This window comes from Pseudomonas sp. Irchel 3A5, from assembly GCF_900187575.1.
Classification (GTDB): Bacteria; Pseudomonadota; Gammaproteobacteria; order Pseudomonadales; family Pseudomonadaceae; genus Aquipseudomonas; species Aquipseudomonas folii.
Window position 1 is genome coordinate 49867 of the sequence record NZ_FYDU01000017.1, and the last position, 24778, is coordinate 74644.

General features: G+C 57.6%; 25 protein-coding genes. 14 read left to right on the forward strand and 11 right to left on the reverse strand.

Annotated features, from left to right (window positions below):
• Nucleotides 1–170: 170 nt before the first annotated feature.
• From ftsY to CKW31_RS24695, 6 genes are all read left to right on the forward strand, one after another.
• Nucleotides 171–1676, forward strand: a complete 1506-nt coding sequence (ftsY, locus tag CKW31_RS24670; protein ID WP_095101022.1) for a signal recognition particle-docking protein FtsY — start codon at nucleotides 171–173, stop codon at nucleotides 1674–1676.
• On the forward strand, nucleotides 1673–2344 hold the full coding sequence (gene ftsE / locus CKW31_RS24675; RefSeq protein ID WP_027899698.1) for a cell division ATP-binding protein FtsE: 672 nt from the start codon (nucleotides 1673–1675) through the stop codon (nucleotides 2342–2344). The genes ftsY and ftsE overlap by 4 nt, the downstream gene beginning before the upstream one ends.
• A complete protein-coding gene (gene ftsX, locus CKW31_RS24680) occupies nucleotides 2341–3366 on the forward strand; it encodes a permease-like cell division protein FtsX (RefSeq protein ID WP_095101024.1) in 1026 nt (341 codons plus the stop codon). Before ftsE ends, ftsX begins: the two co-directional genes overlap by 4 nt.
• A gap of 109 nt (nucleotides 3367–3475) precedes the next feature.
• Nucleotides 3476–4330, forward strand: coding sequence for an RNA polymerase sigma factor RpoH (gene rpoH / locus CKW31_RS24685; RefSeq protein WP_027899700.1), 855 nt, complete (start codon nucleotides 3476–3478; stop codon nucleotides 4328–4330).
• 367 nt (nucleotides 4331–4697) lie between these two features.
• On the forward strand, nucleotides 4698–5873 hold the full coding sequence (gene solA / locus CKW31_RS24690; protein WP_095101026.1) for an N-methyl-L-tryptophan oxidase: 1176 nt from the start codon (nucleotides 4698–4700) through the stop codon (nucleotides 5871–5873).
• 48 nt (nucleotides 5874–5921) lie between these two features.
• Complete coding sequence (locus CKW31_RS24695; RefSeq protein WP_095101028.1) at nucleotides 5922–6701, forward strand: MetQ/NlpA family ABC transporter substrate-binding protein; 780 nt, start codon at nucleotides 5922–5924, stop codon at nucleotides 6699–6701.
• A 319-nt stretch (nucleotides 6702–7020) separates the two neighbouring features.
• Here CKW31_RS24695 and mtgA read toward each other — a convergent pair whose 3' ends face one another.
• A complete protein-coding gene (gene mtgA / locus CKW31_RS24700; RefSeq protein ID WP_095101030.1) occupies nucleotides 7021–7731 on the reverse strand; it encodes a monofunctional biosynthetic peptidoglycan transglycosylase in 711 nt (236 codons plus the stop codon).
• Between the two features lie 80 nt (nucleotides 7732–7811).
• On the opposite strand from mtgA, the gene CKW31_RS24705 reads away from it, so the two are divergent.
• The 4 genes from CKW31_RS24705 (at nucleotide 7812) to trmB (ending at nucleotide 10317) form a co-directional block, all read left to right on the forward strand.
• Complete coding sequence (locus CKW31_RS24705) at nucleotides 7812–8189, forward strand: DUF423 domain-containing protein (protein WP_095101032.1); 378 nt, start codon at nucleotides 7812–7814, stop codon at nucleotides 8187–8189.
• 199 nt (nucleotides 8190–8388) lie between these two features.
• Nucleotides 8389–8589 carry a sulfur carrier protein ThiS gene (thiS, locus tag CKW31_RS24710; protein ID WP_087268510.1) on the forward strand — a complete coding sequence of 67 codons (201 nt, stop codon included), beginning with the start codon at nucleotides 8389–8391 and terminating at the stop codon, nucleotides 8587–8589.
• A 54-nt stretch (nucleotides 8590–8643) separates the two neighbouring features.
• Nucleotides 8644–9438, forward strand: a complete 795-nt coding sequence (locus CKW31_RS24715) for a thiazole synthase (protein ID WP_095101034.1) — start codon at nucleotides 8644–8646, stop codon at nucleotides 9436–9438.
• 231 nt (nucleotides 9439–9669) lie between these two features.
• Nucleotides 9670–10317 carry a tRNA (guanosine(46)-N7)-methyltransferase TrmB gene (gene trmB, locus CKW31_RS24720; RefSeq protein ID WP_214658295.1) on the forward strand — a complete coding sequence of 216 codons (648 nt, stop codon included), beginning with the start codon at nucleotides 9670–9672 and terminating at the stop codon, nucleotides 10315–10317.
• 106 nt (nucleotides 10318–10423) lie between these two features.
• Here the strand turns inward: trmB and CKW31_RS24725 are convergent, their stop codons facing one another.
• The 8 genes from CKW31_RS24725 to CKW31_RS24760 all read right to left on the reverse strand — a co-directional run bounded on the left by CKW31_RS24725 (nucleotide 10424) and on the right by CKW31_RS24760 (nucleotide 17664).
• Nucleotides 10424–10747: a DUF3392 family protein gene (locus CKW31_RS24725; RefSeq protein ID WP_087268516.1), complete on the reverse strand. Its 324-nt coding sequence runs from the start codon at nucleotides 10745–10747 to the stop codon at nucleotides 10424–10426.
• Nucleotides 10748–10756: 9 nt separating this feature from the next.
• A complete protein-coding gene (gene hemW, locus CKW31_RS24730) occupies nucleotides 10757–11971 on the reverse strand; it encodes a radical SAM family heme chaperone HemW (RefSeq protein WP_095101037.1) in 1215 nt (404 codons plus the stop codon).
• Complete coding sequence (rdgB, locus tag CKW31_RS24735; protein ID WP_176469978.1) at nucleotides 11968–12564, reverse strand: RdgB/HAM1 family non-canonical purine NTP pyrophosphatase; 597 nt, start codon at nucleotides 12562–12564, stop codon at nucleotides 11968–11970. The genes hemW and rdgB overlap by 4 nt, the downstream gene beginning before the upstream one ends.
• Nucleotides 12561–12995 (reverse strand): DUF4426 domain-containing protein, encoded by a 435-nt coding sequence (locus CKW31_RS24740; RefSeq protein WP_095101041.1) that lies wholly within the window; start codon nucleotides 12993–12995, stop codon nucleotides 12561–12563. Before CKW31_RS24740 ends, rdgB begins: the two co-directional genes overlap by 4 nt.
• A gap of 146 nt (nucleotides 12996–13141) precedes the next feature.
• On the reverse strand, nucleotides 13142–13762 hold the full coding sequence (gene metW / locus CKW31_RS24745) for a methionine biosynthesis protein MetW (protein ID WP_095101043.1): 621 nt from the start codon (nucleotides 13760–13762) through the stop codon (nucleotides 13142–13144).
• 7 nt (nucleotides 13763–13769) lie between these two features.
• Complete coding sequence (locus CKW31_RS24750) at nucleotides 13770–14909, reverse strand: homoserine O-acetyltransferase (protein ID WP_095101045.1); 1140 nt, start codon at nucleotides 14907–14909, stop codon at nucleotides 13770–13772.
• Nucleotides 14910–15534: 625 nt separating this feature from the next.
• Nucleotides 15535–16752: a methyltransferase gene (locus CKW31_RS24755; RefSeq protein WP_095101047.1), complete on the reverse strand. Its 1218-nt coding sequence runs from the start codon at nucleotides 16750–16752 to the stop codon at nucleotides 15535–15537.
• A gap of 147 nt (nucleotides 16753–16899) precedes the next feature.
• Nucleotides 16900–17664, reverse strand: a complete 765-nt coding sequence (locus CKW31_RS24760; RefSeq protein WP_095101049.1) for a transporter substrate-binding domain-containing protein — start codon at nucleotides 17662–17664, stop codon at nucleotides 16900–16902.
• A gap of 708 nt (nucleotides 17665–18372) precedes the next feature.
• Here CKW31_RS24760 and gabP point away from each other — a divergent pair.
• Entirely contained in the window at nucleotides 18373–19764 is a 1392-nt protein-coding gene (gene gabP / locus CKW31_RS24765) for a GABA permease (protein WP_095101051.1), read from the forward strand.
• Between the two features lie 173 nt (nucleotides 19765–19937).
• Here gabP and CKW31_RS24770 read toward each other — a convergent pair whose 3' ends face one another.
• Both CKW31_RS24770 and CKW31_RS24775 read right to left on the reverse strand, forming a co-directional pair.
• Nucleotides 19938–20357 (reverse strand): DUF3010 family protein, encoded by a 420-nt coding sequence (locus CKW31_RS24770; RefSeq protein ID WP_095101053.1) that lies wholly within the window; start codon nucleotides 20355–20357, stop codon nucleotides 19938–19940.
• Between the two features lie 60 nt (nucleotides 20358–20417).
• Entirely contained in the window at nucleotides 20418–20828 is a 411-nt protein-coding gene (locus tag CKW31_RS24775; RefSeq protein WP_095101055.1) for a lysozyme inhibitor LprI family protein, read from the reverse strand.
• Nucleotides 20829–21059: 231 nt separating this feature from the next.
• On the opposite strand from CKW31_RS24775, the gene CKW31_RS24780 reads away from it, so the two are divergent.
• The 3 genes from CKW31_RS24780 (at nucleotide 21060) to dgcA (ending at nucleotide 24736) form a co-directional block, all read left to right on the forward strand.
• Entirely contained in the window at nucleotides 21060–22037 is a 978-nt protein-coding gene (locus CKW31_RS24780) for a dipeptidase (RefSeq protein WP_027899496.1), read from the forward strand.
• Nucleotides 22038–22129: 92 nt separating this feature from the next.
• Nucleotides 22130–22660, forward strand: coding sequence for a DUF5943 domain-containing protein (locus tag CKW31_RS24785; protein WP_095101056.1), 531 nt, complete (start codon nucleotides 22130–22132; stop codon nucleotides 22658–22660).
• 15 nt (nucleotides 22661–22675) lie between these two features.
• The gene (gene dgcA, locus CKW31_RS24790; protein WP_095101057.1) at nucleotides 22676–24736 is read left to right on the forward strand and encodes a dimethylglycine demethylation protein DgcA; all 2061 of its coding nucleotides are present in this window, start codon (nucleotides 22676–22678) and stop codon (nucleotides 24734–24736) included.
• Nucleotides 24737–24778 lie beyond the last annotated feature (42 nt).

Sequence of the window (24778 nt, forward strand, 5' to 3'; positions counted from 1 at the left end):
TAAAGCCGGTCCTACGAGCGATGGTGGCAAGCCGCTCGCACCTACAGTAATCCGCGGATTATGCTCGGCCAGCAGATGAACAAGCAGACTGAAATGTAGTCTGTTTCGCATACCAGAATTTTTCAGAGGCGCCGCTCTGGCGCGTCGCTACCTTGAGATAGCCGTCCTCCATGTTTGGTTCCAACGACGACAAGAAGATCCCAGCCCCGGCTGGTGAGAAGAAAGGCCTGTTCGGATGGCTGCGCAAAAAGCCGCAGGAAACCACTGCCGAACAGCCTCAAGACTTATCCACAGCAGCGCCCGAGCCGGTCATTGAATCGACTCCGCTGGCGGCTGAGCCGCAGCCTGCTCCGGTATTGACGCCCGAGTCAGCGCAGGACACCGCAGCTGAACCTGGTCAGCCGGGCGAGCCGATGCCTGAGCCTTGGCTGACCTTGCCGGTCGCCGAAGAGCCTGTCGCGCTGGTCAATGAATACGAGCTGCACGTCACGCCGCCGATTGCGCCTGTTGCTGCTCCGGTTGAGACGCAGCCAGAATCGCCTCGTATTGACGTGCCGATTGCCGAGCCAGAATCGACCATCACTCCAGAGCCAGAGCCAGAGCCAGTTGCGGTAGAGCCTGAGCCGCAACCTGAGCCGGTTGTTCCTCCCGTGGTTGCTGCCATGGCGCCTGCCGCTGTTGCAGCCGTTGCACCGATCATCGAAACTCCGGCGGCCCCCGCTGCAGCCCAGCCTGAAGCCACCAAAGCCGGTTTCTTTGCTCGCCTCAAACAAGGTTTGTCCAAGACCAGCGCCAGCATTGGCGAAGGTATGGCCAGCCTGTTCTTGGGCAAGAAGGCCATCGACGATGACCTGCTGGAAGAAATCGAAACCCGCCTGCTGACTGCCGACGTTGGCGTCGAGGCAACGGGTGTCATCATCCGCAGCCTGACCCAGAAAGTAGCCCGCAAGCAGCTCACCGATGCCCAGGCGTTGTATGCCTCTCTGCAGGATGAGCTGGCGGCAATGCTCAAACCGGTTGAGCAGCCGCTGGTCATCAACGCTGCGCAAAAGCCGTTCGTGATTCTGGTCGTCGGCGTCAACGGCGCAGGCAAAACCACGACGATTGGCAAGCTGGCGAAGAAGCTGCAACTGGAAGGCAAGAAAGTCATGCTGGCTGCCGGTGATACCTTCCGTGCCGCTGCCGTCGAGCAATTGCAGGTCTGGGGTGAGCGCAACAAGATTCCGGTCATCGCCCAGCACACTGGCGCGGACTCAGCCTCGGTGATCTTCGACGCCGTGCAGGCCGCCAAGGCGCGCGGTATCGACGTGTTGATCGCCGACACCGCCGGTCGTCTGCAAACCAAAGATAACCTGATGGAAGAGTTGAAGAAGGTGCGCCGCGTGATCGGCAAGCTGGACGCAGACGCACCTCACGAGGTTCTGCTGGTGCTAGACGCGGGTACCGGGCAGAACGCGATCAGTCAGGCCAAGCATTTCCACCAGGCTGTCTCGTTGACCGGCCTGGCACTGACCAAGCTGGACGGTACGGCTAAGGGCGGTGTGATCTTTGCCCTCGCCAAACAGTTTGATCTACCCATTCGCTACATCGGCGTGGGTGAAGGCATCGATGATCTACGTACCTTTGAAGCCGAGCCGTTTGTTCAGGCCCTGTTTGCGGAGCGCGAGCGCACATGATTCGTTTCGAACAGGTCGGTAAACGCTATCCGAACGGACACGTCGGCTTGCATGAGCTGAGCTTTCGAGTGCGTCGTGGCGAATTTCTGTTCGTGACCGGGCACTCCGGCGCGGGCAAAAGCACTTTGCTGCGCCTGCTGCTGGCCATGGAGCGCCCGACCACCGGCAAACTGCTGCTGGCGGGGCAAGACCTCGGTCAGATCAGCAATGCACAGATCCCGTTCCTGCGTCGGCAGATCGGCGTTGTGTTCCAGAACCACCAGTTGCTGTTTGATCGCACGGTGTTCAATAACGTCGCACTGCCATTGCAGATCCTTGGGTTGTCCAAGCTGGAAGTCACCAAGCGTGTGGACTCCGCTTTGGAGCGCGTAGCACTGTCAGACAAGGCCGAGCTGTACCCCGGCGATCTGTCTACCGGCCAGCAACAACGGGTCGGCATCGCTCGCGCCATCGTCCACCGCCCTGCTTTGCTGCTGGCGGATGAACCCACAGGTAACCTCGATCCACGGCTTGCAGCGGAAATCATGGGTGTGTTCGAAGACATCAATCGTCTCGGCACCAGCGTGCTGATTGCCAGTCACGATCTGGCGCTGATTGCTCGTATGCGTCACCGAATGCTCACGCTGCAACGCGGTCGCCTCATCGGTGACGGGGAGGCTGGGGTATGAGTGCTACACGTTCCCCGAAGGTTTCCGAGCGCGTCTCGCCGAAAGCCGCTGATCCTGCTCCGAAAAAGTCAAAAAACAGCCATGACGATGACGGCCCGGATTTCGGTACGCTGTTCAACGCTTGGCTGGAAGCGCATCGCTCAAGCTTGATCGACAGCTTGCGGCGCCTGGGTAAGCAGCCGATCGGCAGCTTCTTCACCTGTCTGGTGATGGCGATTGCCTTGAGTCTGCCCATGGGCTTGTCGTTGTTGCTCAACAATGTCGAGCGTTTGGGAGGTTCCTGGCAGCGCGCTGCACAAATCTCGATCTACCTGAAGCTGGATACCAGCGCCAGCGAGGGCGAAAAATTACGTAACGAAATTCGTCTGATGCCAGGCGTTGCCGAGGCTGAATACATAAGCCGGGAACAGGCATTGGCCGAGTTCCAGCAGCAGTCAGGCCTGGGCGAAGCGCTCAAGGAATTGCCGGAAAACCCGTTGCCGGGCGTTGTGCTGGTCACGCCTGATGAGGTGGACAAGCCTGCGCTAGAGGCCTTGCGTACTCAGCTGGCAGGCATGCCCAACGTTGAACAGGCGCAACTGGATCTGGTCTGGGTTGAGCGCCTGGCAGCGATTCTCAAGTTGGGTGACCGCTTTGTCTTTGGTCTGACTGTGCTATTGGTCGCGGCATTGTTGCTGGTGATTGGTAACACCATTCGTCTGCACATCGAGAACCGTCGCACCGAGATCGAAGTCATTAAACTGGTAGGCGGCACCGATAGTTATGTACGGCGTCCTTTCCTTTATATGGGCGCATTGTATGGCCTCGGGGCAGGATTTCTGTCCTGGGGCGTGCTGGCTTTCGGGCTCGACTGGCTCAACGATGCCGTCATTGGCCTTGCCGGACTGTATGGAAGTGATTTTTCTCTGGCTGGCGTTCCGGCGTCCGATGGTCTATCACTCTTGCTTGGAGCGGTGTTGTTAGGGTATATCGGTGCCTGGATTGCAGTAGCACGCCATTTGAGAGAGCTGGCACCTCGGTAAATTTTTCTTCATGTATTGACTTTTTCATACAGGGAACTTGTATAGCGGTTCCCGAGTCAATTTCGCAGTGCTGAACTGCACGAGTCATGTGACGGAGGTAACATTTCGTATGACCACTTCTTTGCAACCTGCGTATGCCTTAGTCCCGGGTGCGAACCTGGAAGCCTATGTGCACACGGTGAACAGCATTCCTTTGCTGACCCCTGAGCAGGAGCGTGAACTGGCTGAGAGTCTCTATTATGAGCAGGATCTGGGGGCGGCTCGGCAGATGGTCCTCGCCCACCTGCGTTTTGTTGTGCACATCGCACGCAGTTATTCCGGTTACGGCCTGGCTCAGTCAGATCTGATTCAGGAAGGTAACGTTGGCCTGATGAAGGCCGTTAAACGCTTCAACCCGGAAATGGGTGTGCGTCTGGTTTCGTTCGCTGTTCACTGGATCAAGGCGGAAATTCACGAGTTCATCCTGCGTAACTGGCGCATCGTTAAAGTCGCGACCACCAAGGCCCAACGCAAGCTGTTCTTCAACCTGCGCGGACAGAAGAAACGTCTGGCGTGGCTGAACAATGAAGAAGTTCATCGCGTGGCTGAAAGCCTAGGCGTTGAGCCGCGTGAAGTGCGCGAGATGGAAAGTCGCCTGACCGGTCACGACATGGCGTTCGATCCGGCTGCTGAAGCCGACGACGACAGCGCGTTCCAGTCGCCAGCGAACTACCTGGAAGACCATCGTTACGATCCGGCGCGTCAGCTGGAAGATTCCGATTGGACTGACAACTCCACTGCCAATCTGCATCAGGCGCTGGAAGTGCTGGACGACCGCAGCCGTGACATCCTCTACCAGCGCTGGCTGGCGGAAGAAAAAGCCACGCTGCATGACCTGGCGCAGAAGTACAACGTCTCCGCCGAGCGTATTCGTCAGCTTGAAAAGAGCGCGATGAACAAGCTCAAGTTGTCGATAGCCGCGTAAGCGTTCCGTCGATAACAACACGCCCTGACCGGGAAACTGGTTGGGGCGTTTTTGTTTGCGCAATTGAATCTGTAGGAACTGATCCGGTATCAATGGCTCCGCGCTGTCGCGAAGCAACACATATCTGTAGGAGCGCACGAGCACCGCGAGGCCGCGATAGCGGTGTATCAGACAGGACGCCATCGCGGCCTCGCGGTGCTCGTGCGCTCCTACAGATCACATGTTCGCCGAGAGACCGCGCGGTGTCTGAGTACCGGGGCTGCGCCAGGTTTTGTGTGCGCTTTCCGGCATAAGCTTATGGCTTTTTGACCGTTGCCTTGCATAAGCATAAATATTCAAATGTCTGCTTTTTTGGGCGTGTGAGTCGATGGACGAGCGGTGTGAAGTAGCGGTGTTGGGACTTGGCGCGATGGGCGCAGCCACGGCGTATCAATTGGCTAAAGCCGGGATTGATGTAATCGGCGTTGACCGCTTCAATCCTCCCCACACCGAAGGCTCCAGCCACGGTGACACCCGTATCACCCGTCTGGCCGTGGGTGAAGGCGCAGAATATGTGCCGATCGTCCACAACTCTCACCGAATCTGGCGCGAACTTGAGGCGCTGACAGGGGAGTCGTTGTTTGAGCAGTGTGGCGTTCTGGTGATGACGTCCAGTCCTGCGTATGACCCTCAAGACGAAAACGATTTCACCAATCGCACCATTCACCTCGCCAAGACTTACGGCATTGATCACGAAGTGCTAAATGCGGGGGAAATTCGCCAACGCTTCCCGCAATTCACCCCGGTGCTGGACTCCGCGATTGGCTATTTCGAGCCGGACGGCGGCTATGTGCGGCCGGAGCGCTGCATCGATGTGCAGCTAAAGCTGGCACGACAGCATGGTGCAAGGTTGCTGACCGGTGAAACCGTCACTGGCATCATTTCGATCGAGCAGGGCGTCACGGTCACCACCGATAAACGCACAATCCAGGCTAATAAAGTCGTTGTCAGCGCGGGCATGTGGTCGGCGGATTTACTGGGTGCGCCTTTCAACCAGCTATTGCGGGTCTGTCGTCAGAAGCTGTTCTGGTTCGAGTTGGAAGAAGACGCCACATTCGCGCCAGTATCGCCGAGCTTCATCCTGACTCACGGGCCTGGTGATGTAGACGTCAACTACGGTTTCCCGCCACTGCCGGGTGAGGGCAGCATGAAAGTCGCCACCGAGCAGTATCGTGACGCTTCTTCGGCAGGCTCTCTGGACAGGACCATCAGCGCCGCAGAAGAGCAGGACATGTTCGACGCTCAGGTTCGCGGCAAGATCGCTGGCGTCACCTCTCGCGTCGTCAAATCCTCAGTGTGTGCCTACACCGTCACGCCCGATTACAACTTCATCATCGACGAACACCCGGCCATGAAAAACGTGCTGGTTGTTTCCGCCTGCTCGGGCCATGGCTTCAAGCATTCCGCCGGGCTGGGTGAAGCAATCGCGCAGTGGTGCATCAACGGCAAGAGCGATGTGGACCTGTCGGCCTTTTCCTTGAAGCGTTTCGACGATCAGCGTTGAAACGCCCGATTTCTGTATTTATCTGTCCACTCTGAAAGGTGAAGTATCGTGAAACGTGTTGCTCTGTCCCTGGCGCTATTGGTCGCCGCTGTAGGTTCTGCTTATGCCGACACCCTGAAAATCGCAGTGGTGCCTGTCCCTCATGCGGAAATTCTCGAATTCCTCAAGCCGACCCTGGCCAAGGAAGGCGTGACCCTGGATGTGAAAGTGTTTTCGGACTACGTACAGCCGGATCGTCAGGTGGATGAAGGTTTACTGGATGCCAACTACTTCCAGAGCAAGCCGTATTACGACGCCTACAAGAAGAGTCATCCGGGCAGCGATCAAGTGCCGGTGGTTGCGGTACACATCGAACCGTTCGGTGCGTACTCGAAGAAGATCAAATCCATTGCAGAGCTTAAGGATGGCGCAACCATCGCTATCCCCAACGACCCGACCAACTCCGGACGTGCGCTTTTGCTGATCGCCAAGCAAGGCCTGATCACCCTGAAAGACCCAAGTAACATCATGGCGACCCGTCAGGACATCACCAGCAACCCTAAAAACCTGAAGTTCAAAGAGCTGGAAGCGGCGATGCTGCCTCGCGCCCTTAGCCAGGTTGATCTCGCGCTGATCAACGCCAATTACGCGCTGGAAGCGAAGCTTGAACCGCATAAAGATGCGCTGTTCATCGAAAGCTCTGAATCGCCGTACGCCAACTACCTGTACGTACGCCGTGACAAGGCAGATCTGCCTGCTGTGAAAAAGCTGGGTGCCGCGCTGAATTCACCTGAAGTGAAGGCGTTCATCCTGGAGAAATACCACGGGGATGTGGTGCCAGCGTTTTAATCGGGATCAGTTCGCGCCCTGGCGCGAAGCGCCAGCAACGGCCGCACCTCAGTGCATTTGTCGGAATCGGGTCGCTGGATACGACTGCTGCGCAGCCGTTCGCGAACAAGTTCGCTCCTACAGAATCTGGGGCGCCCCACAGATGGATAACATCCCGGCTTCTTGACGGCCTCGGTAGGAGCGAATTTATTCGCGATCTGGCGCGAAGCGGCAGCAACGGCCGCGCCTCGGTACATTTTTTGGAATCGGGTCGCTGGATTTACGACTGCTGCGCAGCCGTTCGCGAACAAGTTCGCTCCTACCGGTTCGAGTCGGCCCGCTAAAACTTGCGGCTGTTATTCAAACCCAGCAGGTAATCGTCCCCACCCAATTGCTGCATCTGCCGACGGATCCAGCTGGCGCGGCCTGCGACGTAACTGGTCGGACGGCTGGCGCTCCATTCTCGGGGGTTGGGCAGTACGGCTGCCAGATAACTGGCCTGCTGCACCGAAAGCGCACTGGCATTCACGCCGAAGTGATGCTGCGCCGCCGCCTGGGCACCGAACACACCGTCATCCCACTCGACGCTGTTCAGGTACACCTCAAGGATCCGCTGTTTGGACCAGAGGATTTCAATCAGTCCGGTAAACCACGCCTCAAGGCCTTTGCGCAGATAGCTACGACCCGACCACAGGAACAGGTTCTTGGAGACTTGCTGGCTCAGGGTGCTGGCACCGCGAATCGAACCACCCATCTCGTTGTGGGCAATGGCTGCCTGAATGGCTTCAACATCAAAACCCCAATGCTCAGCGAACTTCTGATCTTCGCCCGCGATAACCGCGACTTTGAGGTCGTTGGAAATCTTGTCCCATGGCTGCCAGGTGCGCTGCAGATCAATCGGCTTGCCGTCGACCCACGATTCAATCTTGCGCTCAACCATCAGCGCCGTGCCCGGTGGCGGCACGAAGCGGAAGATCAGGACCAGCAACACGCTGCCCGCTGCAAACCAGAGCAGGGCTTTGATGACACGACTTACTAGTGAACGCAGCATAGAGATGGCTTGGCCGAACCCGTTGAGCGGGCCATTATACAGACCGTGCGCCTTTGGACGATTCTTGAACGGAGTTAGTTATGGTTCGTAGCTTTTTAATGTTGGCAGCGTTCTTTGGTTTTACCGGCGTAGCGCTGGGAGCCTTTGCTGCCCATGCCCTCAAGAGCCGCCTGAGCCCTGAGTATCTGGCGATTTTCCATACCGGTGTGCTTTATCAACTGATCCACGCATTGGCGATTCTGGGCGTGGCGGTGCTGGCCGCTCAGCTTCCGGGCAGGCTCATGACCTGGGCGGGGTTCTCGTTTGCGCTGGGGATTGTGCTGTTTTCCGGCAGCTTATATCTGTTGACCCTGACCGGCATCAGCAAGCTGGGGATTATTACCCCGTTTGGCGGATTGGCGTTTCTGGTGGGCTGGGCGTTGCTCGGTTTGACCGCTTGGCGGTTGGGTGGGGTTTGATTCTCGTCAGACCACGGATCGGTAGGAGCGAACTTGTTCGCGAGGCGTCCGTACAGGCGATAGATGAACTTCGTCAACTAAACCGCCTCGCGATCAAGTTCGCTCCTACCGGGTGAGGCCCCACACATCGCTTTACCTTGGTCATACCCGCTGATCGGGCTAGAATGCTCGCCCCCAAAAATGATGGCTGCTCCCGCGCATGCACATTCAGTTGAACGGTGAACCCTTTGAATTGCCGGACGGCGCGACCGTTCTGGCATTGCTGACCCGCCTTGATCTTGTCGGGCGTCGAGTCGCAGTCGAGCTGAATCTGGATATCGTGCCGCGCAGCCAGCATGAATCCACGGCCCTGAGCGAAGGCGATCAGGTCGAAGTCGTCCACGCGATTGGCGGCGGCTAGGCTTCGACGTTTTCTGATTCAACTGCAAGACCTCAACTTCCAAGAGGATTTCCAATGAGCAATGTTCGCAGCGACAAGCCGTTTGTCCTGGCCGGTCGGACTTTCGAGTCGCGCCTGCTGGTGGGTACCGGCAAGTATGTGGATATGGAGCAGACCCGTCTGGCCATCGAAGCGTCGGGTGCCGAGATCGTCACTGTCGCGGTTCGCCGTACCAACCTGGGCCAGAACCCGGGTGAGCCGAATCTGCTGGATGTCCTGCCGCCGGATCGCTACACCATCCTGCCGAACACAGCAGGCTGCTTCGACGCAATCGAGGCGGTGCGCACCTGTCGCTTGGCGCGTGAACTGCTCGATGGCAAAAATCTGGTCAAGCTGGAAGTCCTGGCGGATCAGAAAACCCTGTTCCCTAACGTCATCGAAACCCTCAAGGCCGCCGAAGTGCTGGTCAAGGAAGGCTTCGACGTGATGGTTTACACCAGTGATGATCCGATCATTGCGCGTCAGCTGGCTGAAATCGGCTGCATCGCGATCATGCCACTAGCTGGCCTGATCGGCAGCGGCCTGGGGATCTGCAACCCGTACAACCTGCAGATCATCCTGGAAGAAACCAAAGTCCCGGTGCTGGTGGATGCCGGTGTCGGCACTGCGTCCGACGCTACCATTGCCATGGAGCTGGGCTGTGAAGCGGTGCTGATGAACTCGGCCATCGCTCATGCCCAGGACCCGATCCTGATGGGCGCAGCCATGAAGCACGCGGTGATTGCTGGCCGAATGGCTTACCTTGCCGGCCGTATGCCCAAAAAACTTTACGCCAGCGCGTCTTCGCCGCTGGATGGGTTGATCCGGTAGCGGCGTCCCGTAACAAATGACCAACTGGTAGGAGCCAACGTGTTGGCGAGGTGGTTTGCCAGATACGCCGCCTCGCTAACGAGTTAGCTCCTACCACAAACGCATTCCAACTCAGATGTACGCGTTGTTTGATGAGATTTTTTGATGACTGATCCAGACGTTCCAAACCCAGAGCTGCCTGTTGCCGAAGAAGGCGAAGAGCGCCAGCACCGCCGTATCAAGAGTTTCGTGATGCGCGCCGGTCGCATGACTGAAGGCCAGCAGCGTGGTCTGGACCAAGGTCGTCCACTGTATGTGCTGCCGTTGACCGACGCACCGGTGGATTACGATCAGGTGTTCGGTCGCTCTGCGCCGCGCACGCTGGAAATTGGTTTCGGCATGGGCCACTCACTGCTGGAAATGGCAGCGGCTGCGCCGGATCAGGATTTCATCGGTGTTGAAGTGCACTATCCGGGTGTTGGCGCGCTGCTCAACGGCGTGCTGACTCAGGGCCTGACCAACGTACGGGTCTACGATTGCGACGCGATTGAAGTGCTTAACCGTTGCATCGCCGATAACAGCCTCGACCGTCTGATGCTGTTCTTCCCGGACCCATGGCACAAGAGCCGCCACCACAAGCGCCGCATCGTACAGCCCGCATTTGCCGAACTGGTGCGCAGCAAGCTCAAGGTCGGCGGTGTTCTGCACATGGCCACTGACTGGGAACCGTATGCCGAATTCATGCTGGAAGTGATGAACATCGCGCCGGGCTATCGCAACCAGGCCGAAGACGGCAAATGCGTGCCACGACCAGCGGAGCGTCCGATCACCAAGTTCGAACGCCGTGGTGAGCGTTTGGGGCATGGGGTTTGGGATTTGAAATTTGAGAAGGTGGATTAATCCGCCGATCCTCCGGTAGGAGCGAACTTGTTCGCGAGGCGATATTCCTGTGTTCGCAGGATCAATGTCTCGCCAACAAGTTGGCTCCTACCGTTTCTACTGAGCGTTACTTCCTGTCCGCAACAACCCCGATCAACACCAGCACCACCACCAACACCGGCGCCAGGCTGTAGTTGTTGAACTGGCTCAGGCCGCGAATCACCCACGGAGTGGCGTAGATCAGTGCCGCGCCGCTACCGATGGTGACTAGCAAGGCCATCAACGGGATGCGCAAGGCGCCTGCGAAGCTGCTGATGCGTTGTTCGACCCAGCCTTTGAAGTCAGCGCCAAACAACACCAGCAAACAGCCCACCAGGGCGAGAGATATTTCCGAGAGGTTGCTGCGGCTCCAGCGGGAGATGGTGGCGAGCAGGTCCAGTATCAAATCCATGCAGGGTCCTTAGATAAGAAAATATTGCAGCAGGTCGTTGAGAAACAACTGACCTTGCGGCGTTGCGACCAATCGGGTCGGATCAGCTTGCAGCAGCCCACGTTGCTCGGCTTGCTGGCGCGCACTGGCCAGCGAATCGAGGCTTAGACCGGTGCGTTCGCGAAATAATGCAGCGTCCACTCCATTTGTCAGGCGCAGCGCGTTCATCAGGAATTCGAAGGGCAATTCTTCGACGCTGAGCAGCTTCTCACCGGCCTGGAACGGCTTGGCCGGGTTCAGATAGTCCTTCGGCAAGCGGGTCTTCCAGGTGCGTACGATGCGCCCGTCCGGATGGCTGAGCTTGCCATGGGCTCCGGCACCGATACCGATGAAGTCGCCGAAGCTCCAGTAATTCAGGTTATGCCGCGCCGGTCTGCCGGGTTGCGCATAGGCCGAGACTTCGTACTGCGCGTAACCGTTTTGCGCCAGCAGCAACTGCCCGGCTTCCTGGATATCCCACAGAATGTCATCTTCCGGCAGCGTCGGCGGCTGGTTCCAGAACACCGTGTTCGGCTCCAGCGTCAGCTGATACCAGGACAAATGCGTCGGTTTCAGGTCGATGGCTTGTTGCAGATCGCCCAATGCATCCTCGGGCGATTGATCCGGCAAGCCGTGCATCAAGTCCATATTGAAGTTGTCGAAGCCCGCCTGACGCGCCATGTCGGCGGCCCGAATGGCTTCATCGCCGTTGTGAATACGCCCCAGTGCCTTGAGTTTGGCTTCCTGGAAGCTCTGGATACCAATGGACAGGCGATTGATGCCCAGCCCGCGATAGGCGCTGAACTTGACCTGCTCGAAGGTGCCGGGATTGGCCTCCAGGGTGATCTCGATGTCACTGGCAAAACGAATGCGTTGCTCGACTCCCTGGAGCAAGCGGCCCAGCGCTTCTGCGCTGAACAGACTCGGCGTGCCACCGCCGAAGAAGATCGAACTGAGCTCGCGACCATAAACGTAAGGCAGGTCCAGATCCAGATCGGCCAGCAGCGCGTCGATGTACTCCGCTTCCGGCAGCACAGGGCTGGCGGTGTGGGAATTGAAGTCGCAGTACGGGCATTTGCGTACGCACCACGGGATATGGATGTACAACGACAACGGCGGCAGTTGCGGCAAGGCTGTCCTCGGTTCGGTCGATGAGAAACCGGTGGTGCCGAGGAACAGCGGCGTTGCAGGCGTTTCGTGGGTCATTTCAAAGCCAGGCGTTGACGCAAGATGGCCATGGCGCGGGCGCGGTGGCTGAGCTGGTTTTTCTCGGCGGGGCTTAGTTCGGCGCTGGAGCAGTCCCGCTCAGGTACCCAGAACAATGGATCGTAACCGAAACCGTGCTCGCCGCTGGCAGCAGTCAGGATGCGCCCGTGCCACAGGCCTTCGCAGAGGATCGGCAATGGATCATCGGCGTGACGCACCAGCGCCAGTACGCAAACGAACTGCGCGCCGCGTTGCTCTTGCGGGACTTCTTTAAGGGCGTCGAGCAATTTGGCGTTGTTGGCGGAATCGCCTTTTCCATCGGCATAGCGCGCAGAATAAATGCCCGGTGCGCCGCCTAGGAAATCCACCGCCAGCCCCGAGTCGTCAGCCAGCGCTGGCAACCCTGAAATCCGTGCCGCGTTGCGGGCTTTGAGAATGGCGTTCTCAACGAACGACAGGCCGGTTTCTTCCGGCTCCACGTTGCTGAATTCGCCGATAGAGCGCAGTTGCACGCTGTCGCCGAGCATGGCCTGGAGTTCTTTGAGCTTGCCAGCGTTGTGGCTGGCCAATACGAGCTGCGGGAAGGTCATCATTCGCCTGGATAGAGTTCTTGATTGAAGCTGAAGGAATGCTTGTCTTGATTCCCGGCTTTCACATCGATGTTGAAGGTGTAGGTTCCGGCCTGTTCAAGCGGGAACTGCGCAATGTAGCTGATCCAGCCTTTGTCCGTGACTTGCTTGAAGGTCAGAGGCTCTGGGCGTCCGGTAAGGTCCTTGTAGGTGCCTGCCACCACGGACGGCGCTGGCTTGCCCGCTTTGAGCACGGTGATATTCAGCACGTTCAGCTGTTTGCTGCGGATCAGGTCGGATGCTTTCGCCACGTCCACTGACAAGGTGGTTGAAGCGAACGCGTTGTAGTAGATGGTCACGTCGCCGAACGTTTCCTGCCGGTTGGGCTTGGCGTAGTCAGCAGCAAATGCCGACAGGCTCAGGGCGCACATCAACATGATTGCCAGGCGACGCATCATCTTTCTCCTGTCTATGAATTGAAAAATACGATCCTGTAGGAGTGAGCTTGCTCGCGATAGCGTCTGTTCAGACGGTAATTTAGCGCCAGTGAAACCGAATCGCGAGCAAGCTCACTCCTACAGATTCCGGTTTCAGGTTTGCTTCAAACCGCGATCTTGTGTTCCTGCAAACCCGGGCTGCTGACTCGATAGATACCTATCTCACCCAACAGGTTAGGCCATTGTTTGCTGGCCCAGCCGTGCCGATGCTGTTGATCCACTGCCAGCCGATCAATGACCTTGGCGTGGCGGCCACGGCACAGCTCTTCGAAGTCTTCGAAGGTGCAGAAGTGGATGTTCGGCGTGTTGTACCAGGTGTAAGGCAGGAAGTCCGACACCGGCATCCGGCCCTTGGTCGCCAGATACCAGCGGCAGCGCCAGTGACCGAAGTTCGGGAACGTGATGATGCACTGGCGGCCCACGCGGAGCATTTCGTCGAGGATCTTGTCCGGGTAATGCACGGCTTGCAACGCCTGGGTCATGACTACGATATCGAAGCTGTCGCTGGCGAAGTTGCCCAGGCCCTTGTCCAGGTCCTGCTCGATGACGTTGACGCCCTTGGTGATGCAGCGGGCAATGTTATCGGCGTCGTTTTCCAGGCCGTAGCCGGTGACTTGCTTGTTGTCGCGCAGCCAGGCCAGCAGTTCGCCGTCGCCGCAACCGAGGTCGAGCACGCGGCTGCCCGCAGGGATCCATTCTTGGATGATTTCCAGATCGGCTCTCATGGCGTCCTCAAAGTACAATTCGGTTCATGTAGCTGGAGAACGCCTGCAGGTAGCGCGGGATCGGGATCAGGAACGCATCGTGGCCCTGAGGCGCGTCGATCTCCAGATAGCAGACGTTCTTCTTTGCCGCCATCAGTGCGTCCACCAGTTCCCGGGAGCGGGCAGGCGAGAAGCGCCAGTCGGTGGTGAACGACATGACGCAGAAGTCTGCGGTCACGTTGGCGAAGGTGGCAGCCAGATTGTCGTTGAACGCGCCTGCCGGGTCGAAGTAGTCCAGCGCTTTGGTCATCAACAGGTAAGTGTTGGCATCAAAGCGGCCGGAGAACTCTTCACCCTGATAGCGCAGGTAGCTTTCAACCTGGAATTCCACACTGTGGAAGTCATAGTTGAGCTTCTCGCTTTTCAGGCCACGACCGAATTTCTCGCCCATGGAGTCATCGGACAGATAAGTGATGTGGCCGACCATGCGCGCCAGCATCAGCCCGCGTTTGGGAATGACACCAACCTCCTGGAAGTCGCCGCCATGGAATTCCGGGTCCGAGAGGATCGCCTGACGCGCCACTTCGTTGAAGGCAATGTTCTGTGCCGACAATTTTGGGGCCGAGGCAATCGCCAGGCAGTGCCGAACCCGATCCGGGTAAGTCATGGTCCATTGCAGTGCTTGCATGCCGCCCAGACTGCCGCCAACCACAGCTGCCCATTGCTGGATGCCCAGCATGTCAGCGAGCCGCGCCTGGCTGTGTACCCAGTCTTCAACGGTCAGGACCGGAAAGTTGGCACCGAAGGGTTTGCCGGTTTCCGGGTTGATACTGCTCGGGCCTGTCGAGCCATTGCAGCCGCCCAGATTATTCAGGCTGACGACGAAAAAACGGTTGGTATCGATAGGCTTGCCGGGACCGATGCAACTGTCCCACCAACCGGGTTTGCGGTCATCGACACTGTTATAGCCCGCCGCGTGGTGGTGACCGGAAAGGGCATGGCAGATCAACACGGCATTGCTGCGCGCGGCGTTGAGTTGGCCATAGGTTTCATAGATCAGATCGTAGGCAGGCAACGAGCGGCCACAGGCCAGTGCCAGAGGCTCGCTGAAATGCGCCGTTTGCGGCGTGACTAGACCGACAGAATCTTCGGGAAAGACCGTGGACATCGACCCTGCTCTCGCTTAAATGAGGCGTAAGTCTAATGACCACGGGGGGGAGGGGCAACAGAGGAATTCGGTGGGGGCTCAAGGTGGTGCAAAACCCTGCGGGAGCTGAGCTTGCTCGCGATAATGACGCCGCGATCCAAAGTGAATCGTGTTCAGCCTTATCGAGGCAAGCAGCGCACATTGACCGCTCTGTCCCGTAGGACCGGCTTTAGCCGGGAGGACAGCATTTCAGGCGAAGGAAGTTCAGCGGATGTCCCGACGTCCTCCCGGCTAAAGCCGGTCCTGCAAGATCAAAAGCAACCTTGCTGGCGGACATGGAATTTCCCGCTAGAGACGCTTCAGCAGGCAGGGATTGTGTTTCCCATGAATGCTTGACCCGCTGGATGGTGGCCTTTTGTATACGTTGAGCGCAAATTTTTATGCACAAGTGGCAGGCCAAAATAACCAAATGGAATGAAATTTCCGGAAATGTTCTCGTCTTTAAGCAAGATCATGTTTTTAAAAGGGTTTTTATTTAAAAGCCAGCGTACACCTGACCGTTCGGATAAGTAGCCTGCTAAGTAATTAGCGCTGCTTCCAATTTTTCATCAACAGAGTTATCCACAGGCTATTCAGCGGGTGAACGTCAATGCAGCTGTGCGAGCAGTAGCAAATTACGTGGCGTGACATGGCTTTCACAGAAGGTGCCCACGCTCACGCGATAGTGGTGTTCCTGTAGGTAAAGCGCCTTGTCGAGCACTAACCAGAGCTCCAGTGGACGACGGAACAAGTTGCGCACCAATTCAAGATTGCGCACCTGTGCCAGACGTTCCCAGCCCGCAGCTTCAAGGGTGGACCAATGTTGTTCGCCAACAGCTGGCAGACCCTTCAGCGCTGCCAGATCGCGGCAATAGTCGGCGAAAGGCTTATCCAGCCAGGCGCTGGGCAGCGACGGCGTGGGCAAGTAATCCTGACTGTTTTGCAGACGTCGCTGCAGCAAATCAAACGATAGACGGCGAGCCATGGATTGGTCGCGCTGCCGACGGACCCGGGCACCGGCGGTTACCGTTTCGCTCAGAGGCAGGCCAAGATCGTCCCGCGACAGCTTCAACGCTGACGCTTGTCCCTCACTTGATACCGGCTGGTAGTACTCGGTCTCGATGCGGTTGTAGCAGCACGGCGCAATTGCCAACTGAGAGCAGCCTACCTGGCTGGCCAGCCGCATCAATTGCACGTGCAGATCCCCGCAGGCATGCAGGGCGACAGGCGTGTGATGCGCTTGAAGCCGACGCCATGCATCGTCAGCCATGACGTCCTGTTGCACATGAGCGGCCTCAACGTTCAGGCGCGCGCTGAGTTGCTTTCCTGCTTCGACGAGGGCCGGGTCGCGTTCCAGGCAAGTAAGATTCTGACTCGGCTCAAGCAGACGCCGCCCCAAATGGCCTTTGCCCGAACACCACTCCAGCCAGTGAGCCGGTTTGTGCTCGAAACTCAGGCAACTGGCGAACGCCTCGATCTGCTGCCATTTGCGGCCTGGCACGTCGACACTCATGCGTGGCTCTACAGAGGTGAGCTCGAAGGCGGGCAGCGGATGCGCCTGGCTTAACGCCTGTGCCTCACTCGCCAGCTGTGGAAAGGGGAACGGTGCTGTCAGTTGCTCCGGGTGGTTGTGGGCTGCTTCGGCCTGGTCAAGCGAACGTTGGCGTAACCAGCCCGCCAGTTCCGGGTATTGTTGCTCCCAGGGTAAATGCAGCTGGGTGAAGGGGCGCGGCCGCCACAGTCCCTGCCAGGCGAACAGAAAGCTGTCCAGGGCGCGGAATCGACTGCGAAGCTGTTCGTCGTGCAAAGCGGGGTCGTTGGCCATGGTCAGTTGTCGGTTTCAAACGCGTAAAAGGGCTGGCTGTTGAAAGCCAGCCCTCTTCATAACAGCGCCCTGATCGGGCGTCTACGCGTAAAGGACGTCTGAGCTCACAAAAATATTAATACGTAAGTGTTACTCGGGCGCTTTGGATCACAGAATGCTGAACGGGAAGTACTTGTCGTTGATCTTCTTGTACGTGCCGTCTTCGATGATTTCCTTGATCGCCAGGTTGAGGCGCGCGCGCAGCGGGTCGTTCAGGCGTACGGCTATGCCGATCTTGTCGTTGTCCAGGACAGGATCGCCTTTGAACTCGAAGCTTGCGCCGGGCTGGCCCTTGAGCCATTCGTAGCTGGCGTATTTGTCGGCGAGGATCGCGTCCACGTGGCCTTCGGCCAGATCGGTGAAGGCGCTTTCCTGAGTGTCATAGAGCTTCAGGGTGATGTCCATCCCGAGATTCTCCTGCAGCCACGACGCGGAAAGCGTCGACGCCTGTGCGCCGATGGTCTTGCCCAGCAGCGAATCGCGAATGGAATCCTTGTCGGTTTTGAGCTCGCTGCCTTTCGCGGCTACAAACTGCAATTTGTTGGAATAATACGGCTCGGTGAAGTCCACCTGCTCGGCGCGCTCTTTGGTGATCGACATGGACGAGATCAGGAAGTCGAACTTGTTGTCATTGAGCGCCGGGATGATGCCTTCCCATTCGGTGGTAACCACTTCGCACTCGACTTTCATTTTTGCGCACAATGCGTGGCCGATTTCGACATCAAAGCCCACTGCCTGCCCGCTGGCATCCTTGCCGTTGAACGGCGGGTAAGCGCCCTCAACGCCGAATTTCATCTTCTCCACCGCAAAAGCACCAGTCGCAAAGGCCAGGGTGGCGGCTGCGACCAGCAGGAATTTTTTATACATCTGCATGGGTGTTGCTCCGTTGCAATTGCGGGACTTATCGGGCTGGCGTGAAGACGACTGCTGTTGGACACGAATTACCGCAAAATGTCGCTGGTCGTCCGAAGCATTTGTTAAGCCATGTATCGGCGTTGCTCAGCATTTGCGCATCAATACACAATGTCATTATGAAGCCAGCCCCCTGTGGGAGATTCTATGTTGGCTCGCAAGCTTGCTCATGCGCTATTGATCTTGTAGGACCGGCTTTAGCCGGGAGGACGTCAGTACATTCGCTAAAAATCCATCGCAGAAATACTGCCCTCCCGGCTAAAGCCGGTCCTACAAGATCAAGCTTGAAGACAACCATAGAATCTCCCACAGATGTTCATATGCTGGCCTCAAGAGAGCCATCAACCGCCTGACCCGTCCTGCCGCTTTGTGCTTCTTTTTCCGATACCCAGAGAAGCACTCGGATAGTGCACACTTAAACGCTCTGTGTATTTTTGGTGCGTTTTCTTTGTGTAATGCTGTGCACATCGGTAACAAAACATGTCACCTCTTCGCTGAAACGATTCTTCTCGCCGTTAATCCGAGAGCTCTAGCACTAACGTTTCCGTGAGCGACGTCGTTTTTGAATCATTCTGGCGCAGAATTTGCGTAAAGAATAAAAAACGCCCCGTTTTTTTCTTTTTACGAAGACGGTCAGGCAGTCGATTACCACGCAAAGGTAGTTTTTGAATGAGCAGTATCCCTAACGCTTCAGAGCTCGATCAGGGGCTCAAACCTCGGCATATCACGATGTTGTCCATTGCCGGTGTCATCGGTGCCGGTCTGTTTGTGGGTTCCGGGCATGCGATTGCCGAAGCGGGCCCGGCGGTACTCCTGGCTTACGCCGCTGCCGGTACGTTGGTGGTTCTGGTCATGCGCATGTTGGCCGAAATGGCTGTCGCGGCGCCGGATACTGGGTCTTTCTCGACGTATGCCGATCGCGCGATCGGGCATTGGGCCGGTTTCACCATCGGCTGGCTGTACTGGTGGTTCTGGGTGCTGGTAATTCCCCTGGAGGCCAACGCCGCCGCAACCATTCTGCATGCCTGGTTCCCGAACATCGCCATCTGGGTGTTCACATTGGTGATCACGTTGCTGCTCACCATCACCAACCTGTTCAGTGTGAAGAACTACGGCGAGTTCGAGTTCTGGTTCGCGTTGATCAAAGTCCTGGCGATCATCGGCTTTGTCGTGCTGGGCGTTGCAGCTATTTTTGGTCTGCTGCCCAACAGCCAGGTCAGCGGCGTCAGCCATTTGTTCGATACTCAGGGCTTTTTGCCGAATGGCATGGGCGCTGTGCTGGCTGCGATGCTGACCACCATGTTCTCGTTCATGGGCACCGAAATCGTCACCATCGCTGCGTCGGAATCGAAGAATCCGGAAAAGCAGATCACCAAGGCCACCAATTCGGTGATCTGGCGGATCTGCCTGTTCTATCTGGTGTCGATCTTCATCGTTGTTTCGCTTGTGCCGTGGAATGACCCGCGTTTGGCTGAAGTGGGTTCCTATCAGACCGTGCTGGACATGATGGGCATTCCCAATGCCAAGCTGATTGTGGATATCGTGGTACTGATCGCAGTCACAAGCTGCCTGAACTCGGCGCTGTACACCGCCTCGCGCATGCTTTACTCGCTGGGTAAACGTGGCGACGCGCCAGCGGTTGCGACTCGCACCAGCAAAAGTGGTACCCCTTACTGGGCGGTGATCCTGTCTACAGCGGCCGCGTTCCTGACGGTATTTGCCAACTACGTAGCCCCGGCTGCCGTGTTCGAATTCCTGCTCGCCAGCTCCGGTGCGATCGCGCTGTTGGTGTACCTGGTGATCGCGGTTTCCCAACTGCGCATGCGCCAGAAGAGCATTGCTGCAGGTGAAACCCTGTCGTTCCGTATGTGGCTGTTCCCGTACCTGACCTGGTTGGTGATCGTGTTCATCGTCGGCGTGCTGGGCGTCATGCTGGTCCAGGAGTCGCACCGCGTAGAAATCATCGCGACGGGCCTGCTGAGTATTCTGGTGATCGCCACCGGCGTCCTGGTTTCCCGTCGTCGCAAGGGCGAAAGGGCTGGCAAGGCTGTGTTGAATTGATGGACTGACTCAGAACTGTAAAAAAGGTATCGCGTTGCAAATACTGACCTGTGGGAGCGGTGCTTGCCCGCGATAAGGGCGACTCGGTTTACTTTAGATCGCGTCGCCTTCATCGCGGGCAAGCACCGCTCCCACATAAACCTAATCCTGTCTGCAAGGTCATGCGGTGCCTGCTACTTACTCTTCATCAACCCAGAACACGCCGCCTTGTACGCCTCGTGCTGATACTTGTTCAGCGAAGCAGGCAGGTCGAAGTTGTGTTTCTTGTTCTGCGCGTTGATGGTTTGCGGCGACAACAGGTTCACTTCGCAATCGCGCAGCAACTGGAAAACCGTTTCGATCTTGAACGTCGTCGGGCCGCCTGCGAACTCGCCTTTTTTGCTGCGCTTCTTGATGACGACATGACTGATGCCGTTCTCACGCACGAAGCTGGCGATCTGGGTCGCGAAGGTTTTGACGTTGGCAGACTCGTCGTCATCTTCGAGGGCCAGCTTTTTGGTCGCCAGCGGCAAGTGCTCCAGGCCACCTTGCTGGCGGGTCGCCAATGCAAAAATAGCCTCGCTGCCTTTGATTTCTACACCACAAATGATCATGAATGAGCCTTTACGTCACAGCCTTGGTTAAAAGGCAGACACCATAGCTCATTCAGGTGTTCATTCCTGCGCGATCGACTCCAGATACTCGGAGCGCTCATCGCTGGTACGCGCCAGGCAATCGTTCTGGGCGATGTTGAACGCTTTACTGCCAGCCGCTGCCGGGAACACCTCCACGGCGCAATCGGCGTCGCGAAGCTTTTCCCAGGCTAGCTGGGCAGTCTTGAGTTTTTCCGCAAAGGCGTTGGCCTGCGACTTGTTCGCCCCGAACTGGGTATTGACCCGCTGCAACAGGTTCTGGAAGTTCTCTTTCAGCAATTCCTCAGCCGTGTCGCGGCTGTACTTGGAGCATTCGAGGGTCTGCTGGTCCTCTTCGACGCCGTCGCATGGCGAAACATCAGGGTTTTGTGCTGCATGAGCGCCCGCGATGCCAGTCGCTAAAAGAACCAAAGCCAGGAAAACCTTGTTCATCGAGTCTCTCCACTCCATTTGATGAGCTGGATTCTGGCCTAAGCGCGCTCTAAAGAACAGGTTGGCGAGATGCACGTCGGCGGCGTCCTGTCGCCCTTTGTCGTTTCTTGACGCTTTCGGCAAACCCCCTGTCGTTTTTGCACCCGGCTCGGCCGACCCTCAGGCATATGCTGGCCTCAATAGCGTCGGCACACGATTCGGCGCACAAGCACTTAATAAGGGGACAGCCTGATGAGCCCAGCCGAATTACACGCCGACAGCATCGTTATTGACGGGCTGATCATCGCCAAGTGGAACCGTGAGCTGTTTGAAGACATGCGCAAAGGCGGCCTGACCATGGCCAACTGCACCGTGTCGGTGTGGGAAGGTTTCCAGGCGACTATCGACAGCATCTGCAAAAGCCAGAAGTTGATGCGCGAAAACAGCGACCTGGTGATGCCAGTAAGGACCACCGCCGACATCCGCAAGGCGAAAGAGCTGGGCAAGACCGGCATCCTCTTCGGTTTTCAGAACGCACATGCTTATGAAGACCAGATCGGCTATGTCGAGATCTTCAAGCAACTGGGCGTTGGCATCGTGCAGATGTGCTACAACACCCAGAATCTGGTGGGCACCGGCTGCTACGAGCGTGATGGCGGGCTGTCCGGTTTTGGTCGCGAAATCGTCGCAGAAATGAACAGGGTCGGCGTTATGTGCGACTTGTCCCACGTCGGTTCCAAGACTTCTGAAGAGGTCATCCTGGAATCGAAAAAACCAGTCTGCTACTCCCACTGCCTGCCGTCCGGCCTCAAAGAACACCCACGCAACAAGTCCGACGAAGAACTCAAATTCATCGCCGATCACGGCGGTTTCGTCGGTGTCACCATGTTTGCGCCGTTCCTCGCCAAAGGCATTGAGTCGACCATCGACGATTACGCCGAAGCCATCGAATACACCATGAACATCGTCGGCGAAGACGCCATCGGTATCGGCACCGACTTCACTCAGGGTCACGGCCAGGACTTCTTCGAATACCTGACCCACGACAAGGGCTACGCCCGCCGCCTGACCAGCTTCGGAAAGATCATCAACCCGCTGGGTATCCGCACGGTTGGCGAGTTCCCGAACCTGACCGAGACCTTGCTCAAGCGCGGCCACTCCGAGCGTGTGGTCCGCAAGATCATGGGCGAGAACTGGGTCAACGTGCTCAAGGATGTCTGGGGCGAGTAACACCCCGATCACGAGCAAAACCTTTACTGAATTGATCACCCCACTGCCATTTCGCGCAGTGGGCGTACCCCGAACATCTGGAGTTTGACCCCATGGCTAAAATCGCCCCGCAACTGCCTATCGAAGTCGACAGCGAAACCGGCGTCTGGACCTCCGATGCATTGCCGATGCTGTACGTGCCGCGTCACTTTTTCGTGAACAACCACATGGGCATTGAAGAGGTGCTGGGTGCGGATGCCTATGCGGAAATCCTCTACAAAGCGGGCTACAAATCAGCCTGGCACTGGTGTGAGAAAGAAGCCGAATGCCACGGTCTGGAAGGCGTTGCGGTTTTCGAGCATTACATGAAGCGTCTATCGCAGCGTGGCTGGGGTCTGTTCAAGATTCAGGACATCGACCTGGAGAAGGGTACCGCCAGCGTCAAGCTTGAGCACTCCTGCTTTGTGTACGTCTACGGCAAAGTCGGCCGCAAAGTGGATTACATGTTCACGGGTTGGTTTGCCGGTGCCATGGACCAGATTTTCGCCGCAGCGGGCAGCCCGATTCGTACCGTCGCCGAGCAGGTTTACGGTGGTTCGGAAGAAGGCCACGACGACGGCCTGTTCATCGTCAAGCCGCTGTAAGTCGAGGATCGTGTTATGGCTTTCGAAGCGATGTTTCAGCCGATTCAAATCGGCAAGCTCACGATCCGCAACCGCGTACTGAGTACTGCGCACGCTGAGGTCTACGCCACCGATGGCGGCATGACCACCGATCGTTACGTGAAGTACTACGAAGAAAAGGCCAAGGGCGGGATTGGTCTGGCCATCTGTGGCGGTTCTTCCAGCGTCGCTATCGACAGCCCGCAAGGCTGGTGGAAGTCGGTCAATCTGGCGACCGACAAGATCATCCCGCACTTCCAGAACCTTGCCGACGCCATGCACAAACATGGCGCCAAGATCATGATTCAGATTACCCACATGGGCCGTCGCTCCCGTTGGGACGGTGATCACTGGCCGACCCTGATGTCGCCTTCGGGCATCCGCGAGCCCGTACACCGCGCGACCTGTAAAACCATCGAGCCGGAAGAAATCTGGCGCGTGATCGGCAACTACGCCAGCGCTGCGGCGCGGGCCAAGGCCGGTGGCCTGGACGGTGTCGAACTGTCGGCTGTGCACCAGCACATGATCGACCAGTTCTGGAGCCCGCGGGTCAACAAACGCACTGACGAATGGGGCGGTAGCTTCGAAAACCGCATGCGTTTTGGCCTTGAAGTCATCAAGGCTGTGCGCAAGGAAGTCGGTCCGGATTTCTGTGTGGGCCTGCGTATCTGCGGTGATGAGTTTCACCCTGACGGCCTCAGCCACGAGGACATGAAGGAGATCGCCAAGTATTACGATCAGACCGGCATGATCGACTTTATCGGCGTCGTCGGATCGGGTTGTGACACCCACAACACCCTGGCCAACGTTATTCCGAACATGAGTTATCCACCTGAGCCGTTTTTGCATCTGGCGGCCGGTATCAAGGAAGTGGTGAAGGCACCTGTGTTGCACGCGCAGAACATCAAGGATCCGAACCAGGCCACGCGGATTCTCGAAGGCGGTTACGTCGATATGGTCGGCATGACTCGCGCGCACATCGCCGACCCGCACCTGATCGCCAAGATCAAGATGGGCCAGATCGACCAGATCAAACAGTGCGTCGGCGCCAACTACTGCATCGACCGTCAATATCAGGGCCTTGATGTTCTGTGCATTCAGAACGCCGCGACCTCCCGTGAATACATGGGTGTGCCGCACATCATCGAAAAATCCACCGGGCCGAAACGCAAGGTGGTGATTGTCGGTGCCGGCCCTGCGGGCATGGAAGCGGCCCGGGTTTCGGCCGAGCGCGGCCATGACGTGACGCTATTCGAGAAGAAAGAATTCATCGGCGGGCAGATCACTACTGCCTCGAAAGCGCCGCAGCGTGACCAGATTGCAGGCATCACCCGCTGGTTCCAACTGGAGCTGGCGCGTTTGAAAGTCGATCTGCGTCTGGGCACGGCGGCTGACCCGGCCACCATCATGGATCTGCGTCCGGACATCGTCGTGCTTGCGGTGGGCGGTCATCCGTTTCTGGAGCAGAACGAACATTGGGGCGCGGCTGAAGGGTTGGTGGTCAGCAGCTGGGACATCCTCGACGGCAAGGTTGCGCCGGGCAAGAGCGTACTGGTGTACGACACCATCTGTGAATTTACCGGGATGTCGACGGCTGACTTCCTGGCCGACAAAGGCAGCCAGGTGGAGATCGTCACTGACGATATCAAACCGGGCGTGGCAATTGGCGGGACATCGTTCCCGACCTACTACCGCAGCATGTATCCGAAAGAAGTGATCATGACCGGCGACATGATGCTGGAGAAGGTCTACCGCGAAGGCGACAAGCTGGTGGCGGTGCTGGAGAACGAATACACCGGTGCGAAAGAAGAGCGGGTGGTGGATCAGGTGGTCGTTGAAAACGGCGTGCGCCCGGACGAAGAACTCTACTACGCCCTTAAAGCCGACTCGCGTAACAAAGGCCAGATCGACATCGAAGCGCTGTTCGCTATCCAGCCGCAACCGTGTCTGAGCGAGCCGGGTGACGGGTACCTGTTGTTCCGCATTGGTGACTGCGTGGCACAGCGTAATACCCATGCGGCGATCTATGACGGCTTGCGGCTTTGTAAGGATTTCTAAGTCGAACCCGTAGGAGCGCGCTTGCCCGCGATGAACGATAAC

Bases quoted from the DNA above. Each gene is read 5' to 3' on its own strand.
- ftsY (WP_095101022.1), top strand. From the start codon at position 171: ATGTTTGGTTCCAACGACGACAAGAAGATCCCAGCCCCGGCTGGTGAG.
- ftsE (WP_027899698.1), top strand. From the start codon at position 1,673: ATGATTCGTTTCGAACAGGTCGGTAAACGCTATCCGAACGGACACGTC.
- ftsX (WP_095101024.1), top strand. From the start codon at position 2,341: ATGAGTGCTACACGTTCCCCGAAGGTTTCCGAGCGCGTCTCGCCGAAA.
- rpoH (WP_027899700.1), top strand. From the start codon at position 3,476: ATGACCACTTCTTTGCAACCTGCGTATGCCTTAGTCCCGGGTGCGAAC.
- solA (WP_095101026.1), top strand. From the start codon at position 4,698: ATGGACGAGCGGTGTGAAGTAGCGGTGTTGGGACTTGGCGCGATGGGC.
- mtgA (WP_095101030.1), bottom strand. From the start codon at position 7,731: ATGCTGCGTTCACTAGTAAGTCGTGTCATCAAAGCCCTGCTCTGGTTT.
- CKW31_RS24705 (WP_095101032.1), top strand. From the start codon at position 7,812: ATGGTTCGTAGCTTTTTAATGTTGGCAGCGTTCTTTGGTTTTACCGGC.
- thiS (WP_087268510.1), top strand. From the start codon at position 8,389: ATGCACATTCAGTTGAACGGTGAACCCTTTGAATTGCCGGACGGCGCG.
- CKW31_RS24715 (WP_095101034.1), top strand. From the start codon at position 8,644: ATGAGCAATGTTCGCAGCGACAAGCCGTTTGTCCTGGCCGGTCGGACT.
- trmB (WP_214658295.1), top strand. From the start codon at position 9,670: ATGCGCGCCGGTCGCATGACTGAAGGCCAGCAGCGTGGTCTGGACCAA.
- CKW31_RS24725 (WP_087268516.1), bottom strand. From the start codon at position 10,747: ATGGATTTGATACTGGACCTGCTCGCCACCATCTCCCGCTGGAGCCGC.
- hemW (WP_095101037.1), bottom strand. From the start codon at position 11,971: ATGACCCACGAAACGCCTGCAACGCCGCTGTTCCTCGGCACCACCGGT.
- rdgB (WP_176469978.1), bottom strand. From the start codon at position 12,564: ATGATGACCTTCCCGCAGCTCGTATTGGCCAGCCACAACGCTGGCAAG.
- CKW31_RS24740 (WP_095101041.1), bottom strand. From the start codon at position 12,995: ATGCGTCGCCTGGCAATCATGTTGATGTGCGCCCTGAGCCTGTCGGCA.
- metW (WP_095101043.1), bottom strand. From the start codon at position 13,762: ATGAGAGCCGATCTGGAAATCATCCAAGAATGGATCCCTGCGGGCAGC.
- CKW31_RS24750 (WP_095101045.1), bottom strand. From the start codon at position 14,909: ATGTCCACGGTCTTTCCCGAAGATTCTGTCGGTCTAGTCACGCCGCAA.
- CKW31_RS24755 (WP_095101047.1), bottom strand. From the start codon at position 16,752: ATGGCCAACGACCCCGCTTTGCACGACGAACAGCTTCGCAGTCGATTC.
- CKW31_RS24760 (WP_095101049.1), bottom strand. From the start codon at position 17,664: ATGCAGATGTATAAAAAATTCCTGCTGGTCGCAGCCGCCACCCTGGCC.
- gabP (WP_095101051.1), top strand. From the start codon at position 18,373: ATGAGCAGTATCCCTAACGCTTCAGAGCTCGATCAGGGGCTCAAACCT.
- CKW31_RS24770 (WP_095101053.1), bottom strand. From the start codon at position 20,357: ATGATCATTTGTGGTGTAGAAATCAAAGGCAGCGAGGCTATTTTTGCA.
- CKW31_RS24775 (WP_095101055.1), bottom strand. From the start codon at position 20,828: ATGAACAAGGTTTTCCTGGCTTTGGTTCTTTTAGCGACTGGCATCGCG.
- CKW31_RS24780 (WP_027899496.1), top strand. From the start codon at position 21,060: ATGAGCCCAGCCGAATTACACGCCGACAGCATCGTTATTGACGGGCTG.
- CKW31_RS24785 (WP_095101056.1), top strand. From the start codon at position 22,130: ATGGCTAAAATCGCCCCGCAACTGCCTATCGAAGTCGACAGCGAAACC.
- dgcA (WP_095101057.1), top strand. From the start codon at position 22,676: ATGGCTTTCGAAGCGATGTTTCAGCCGATTCAAATCGGCAAGCTCACG.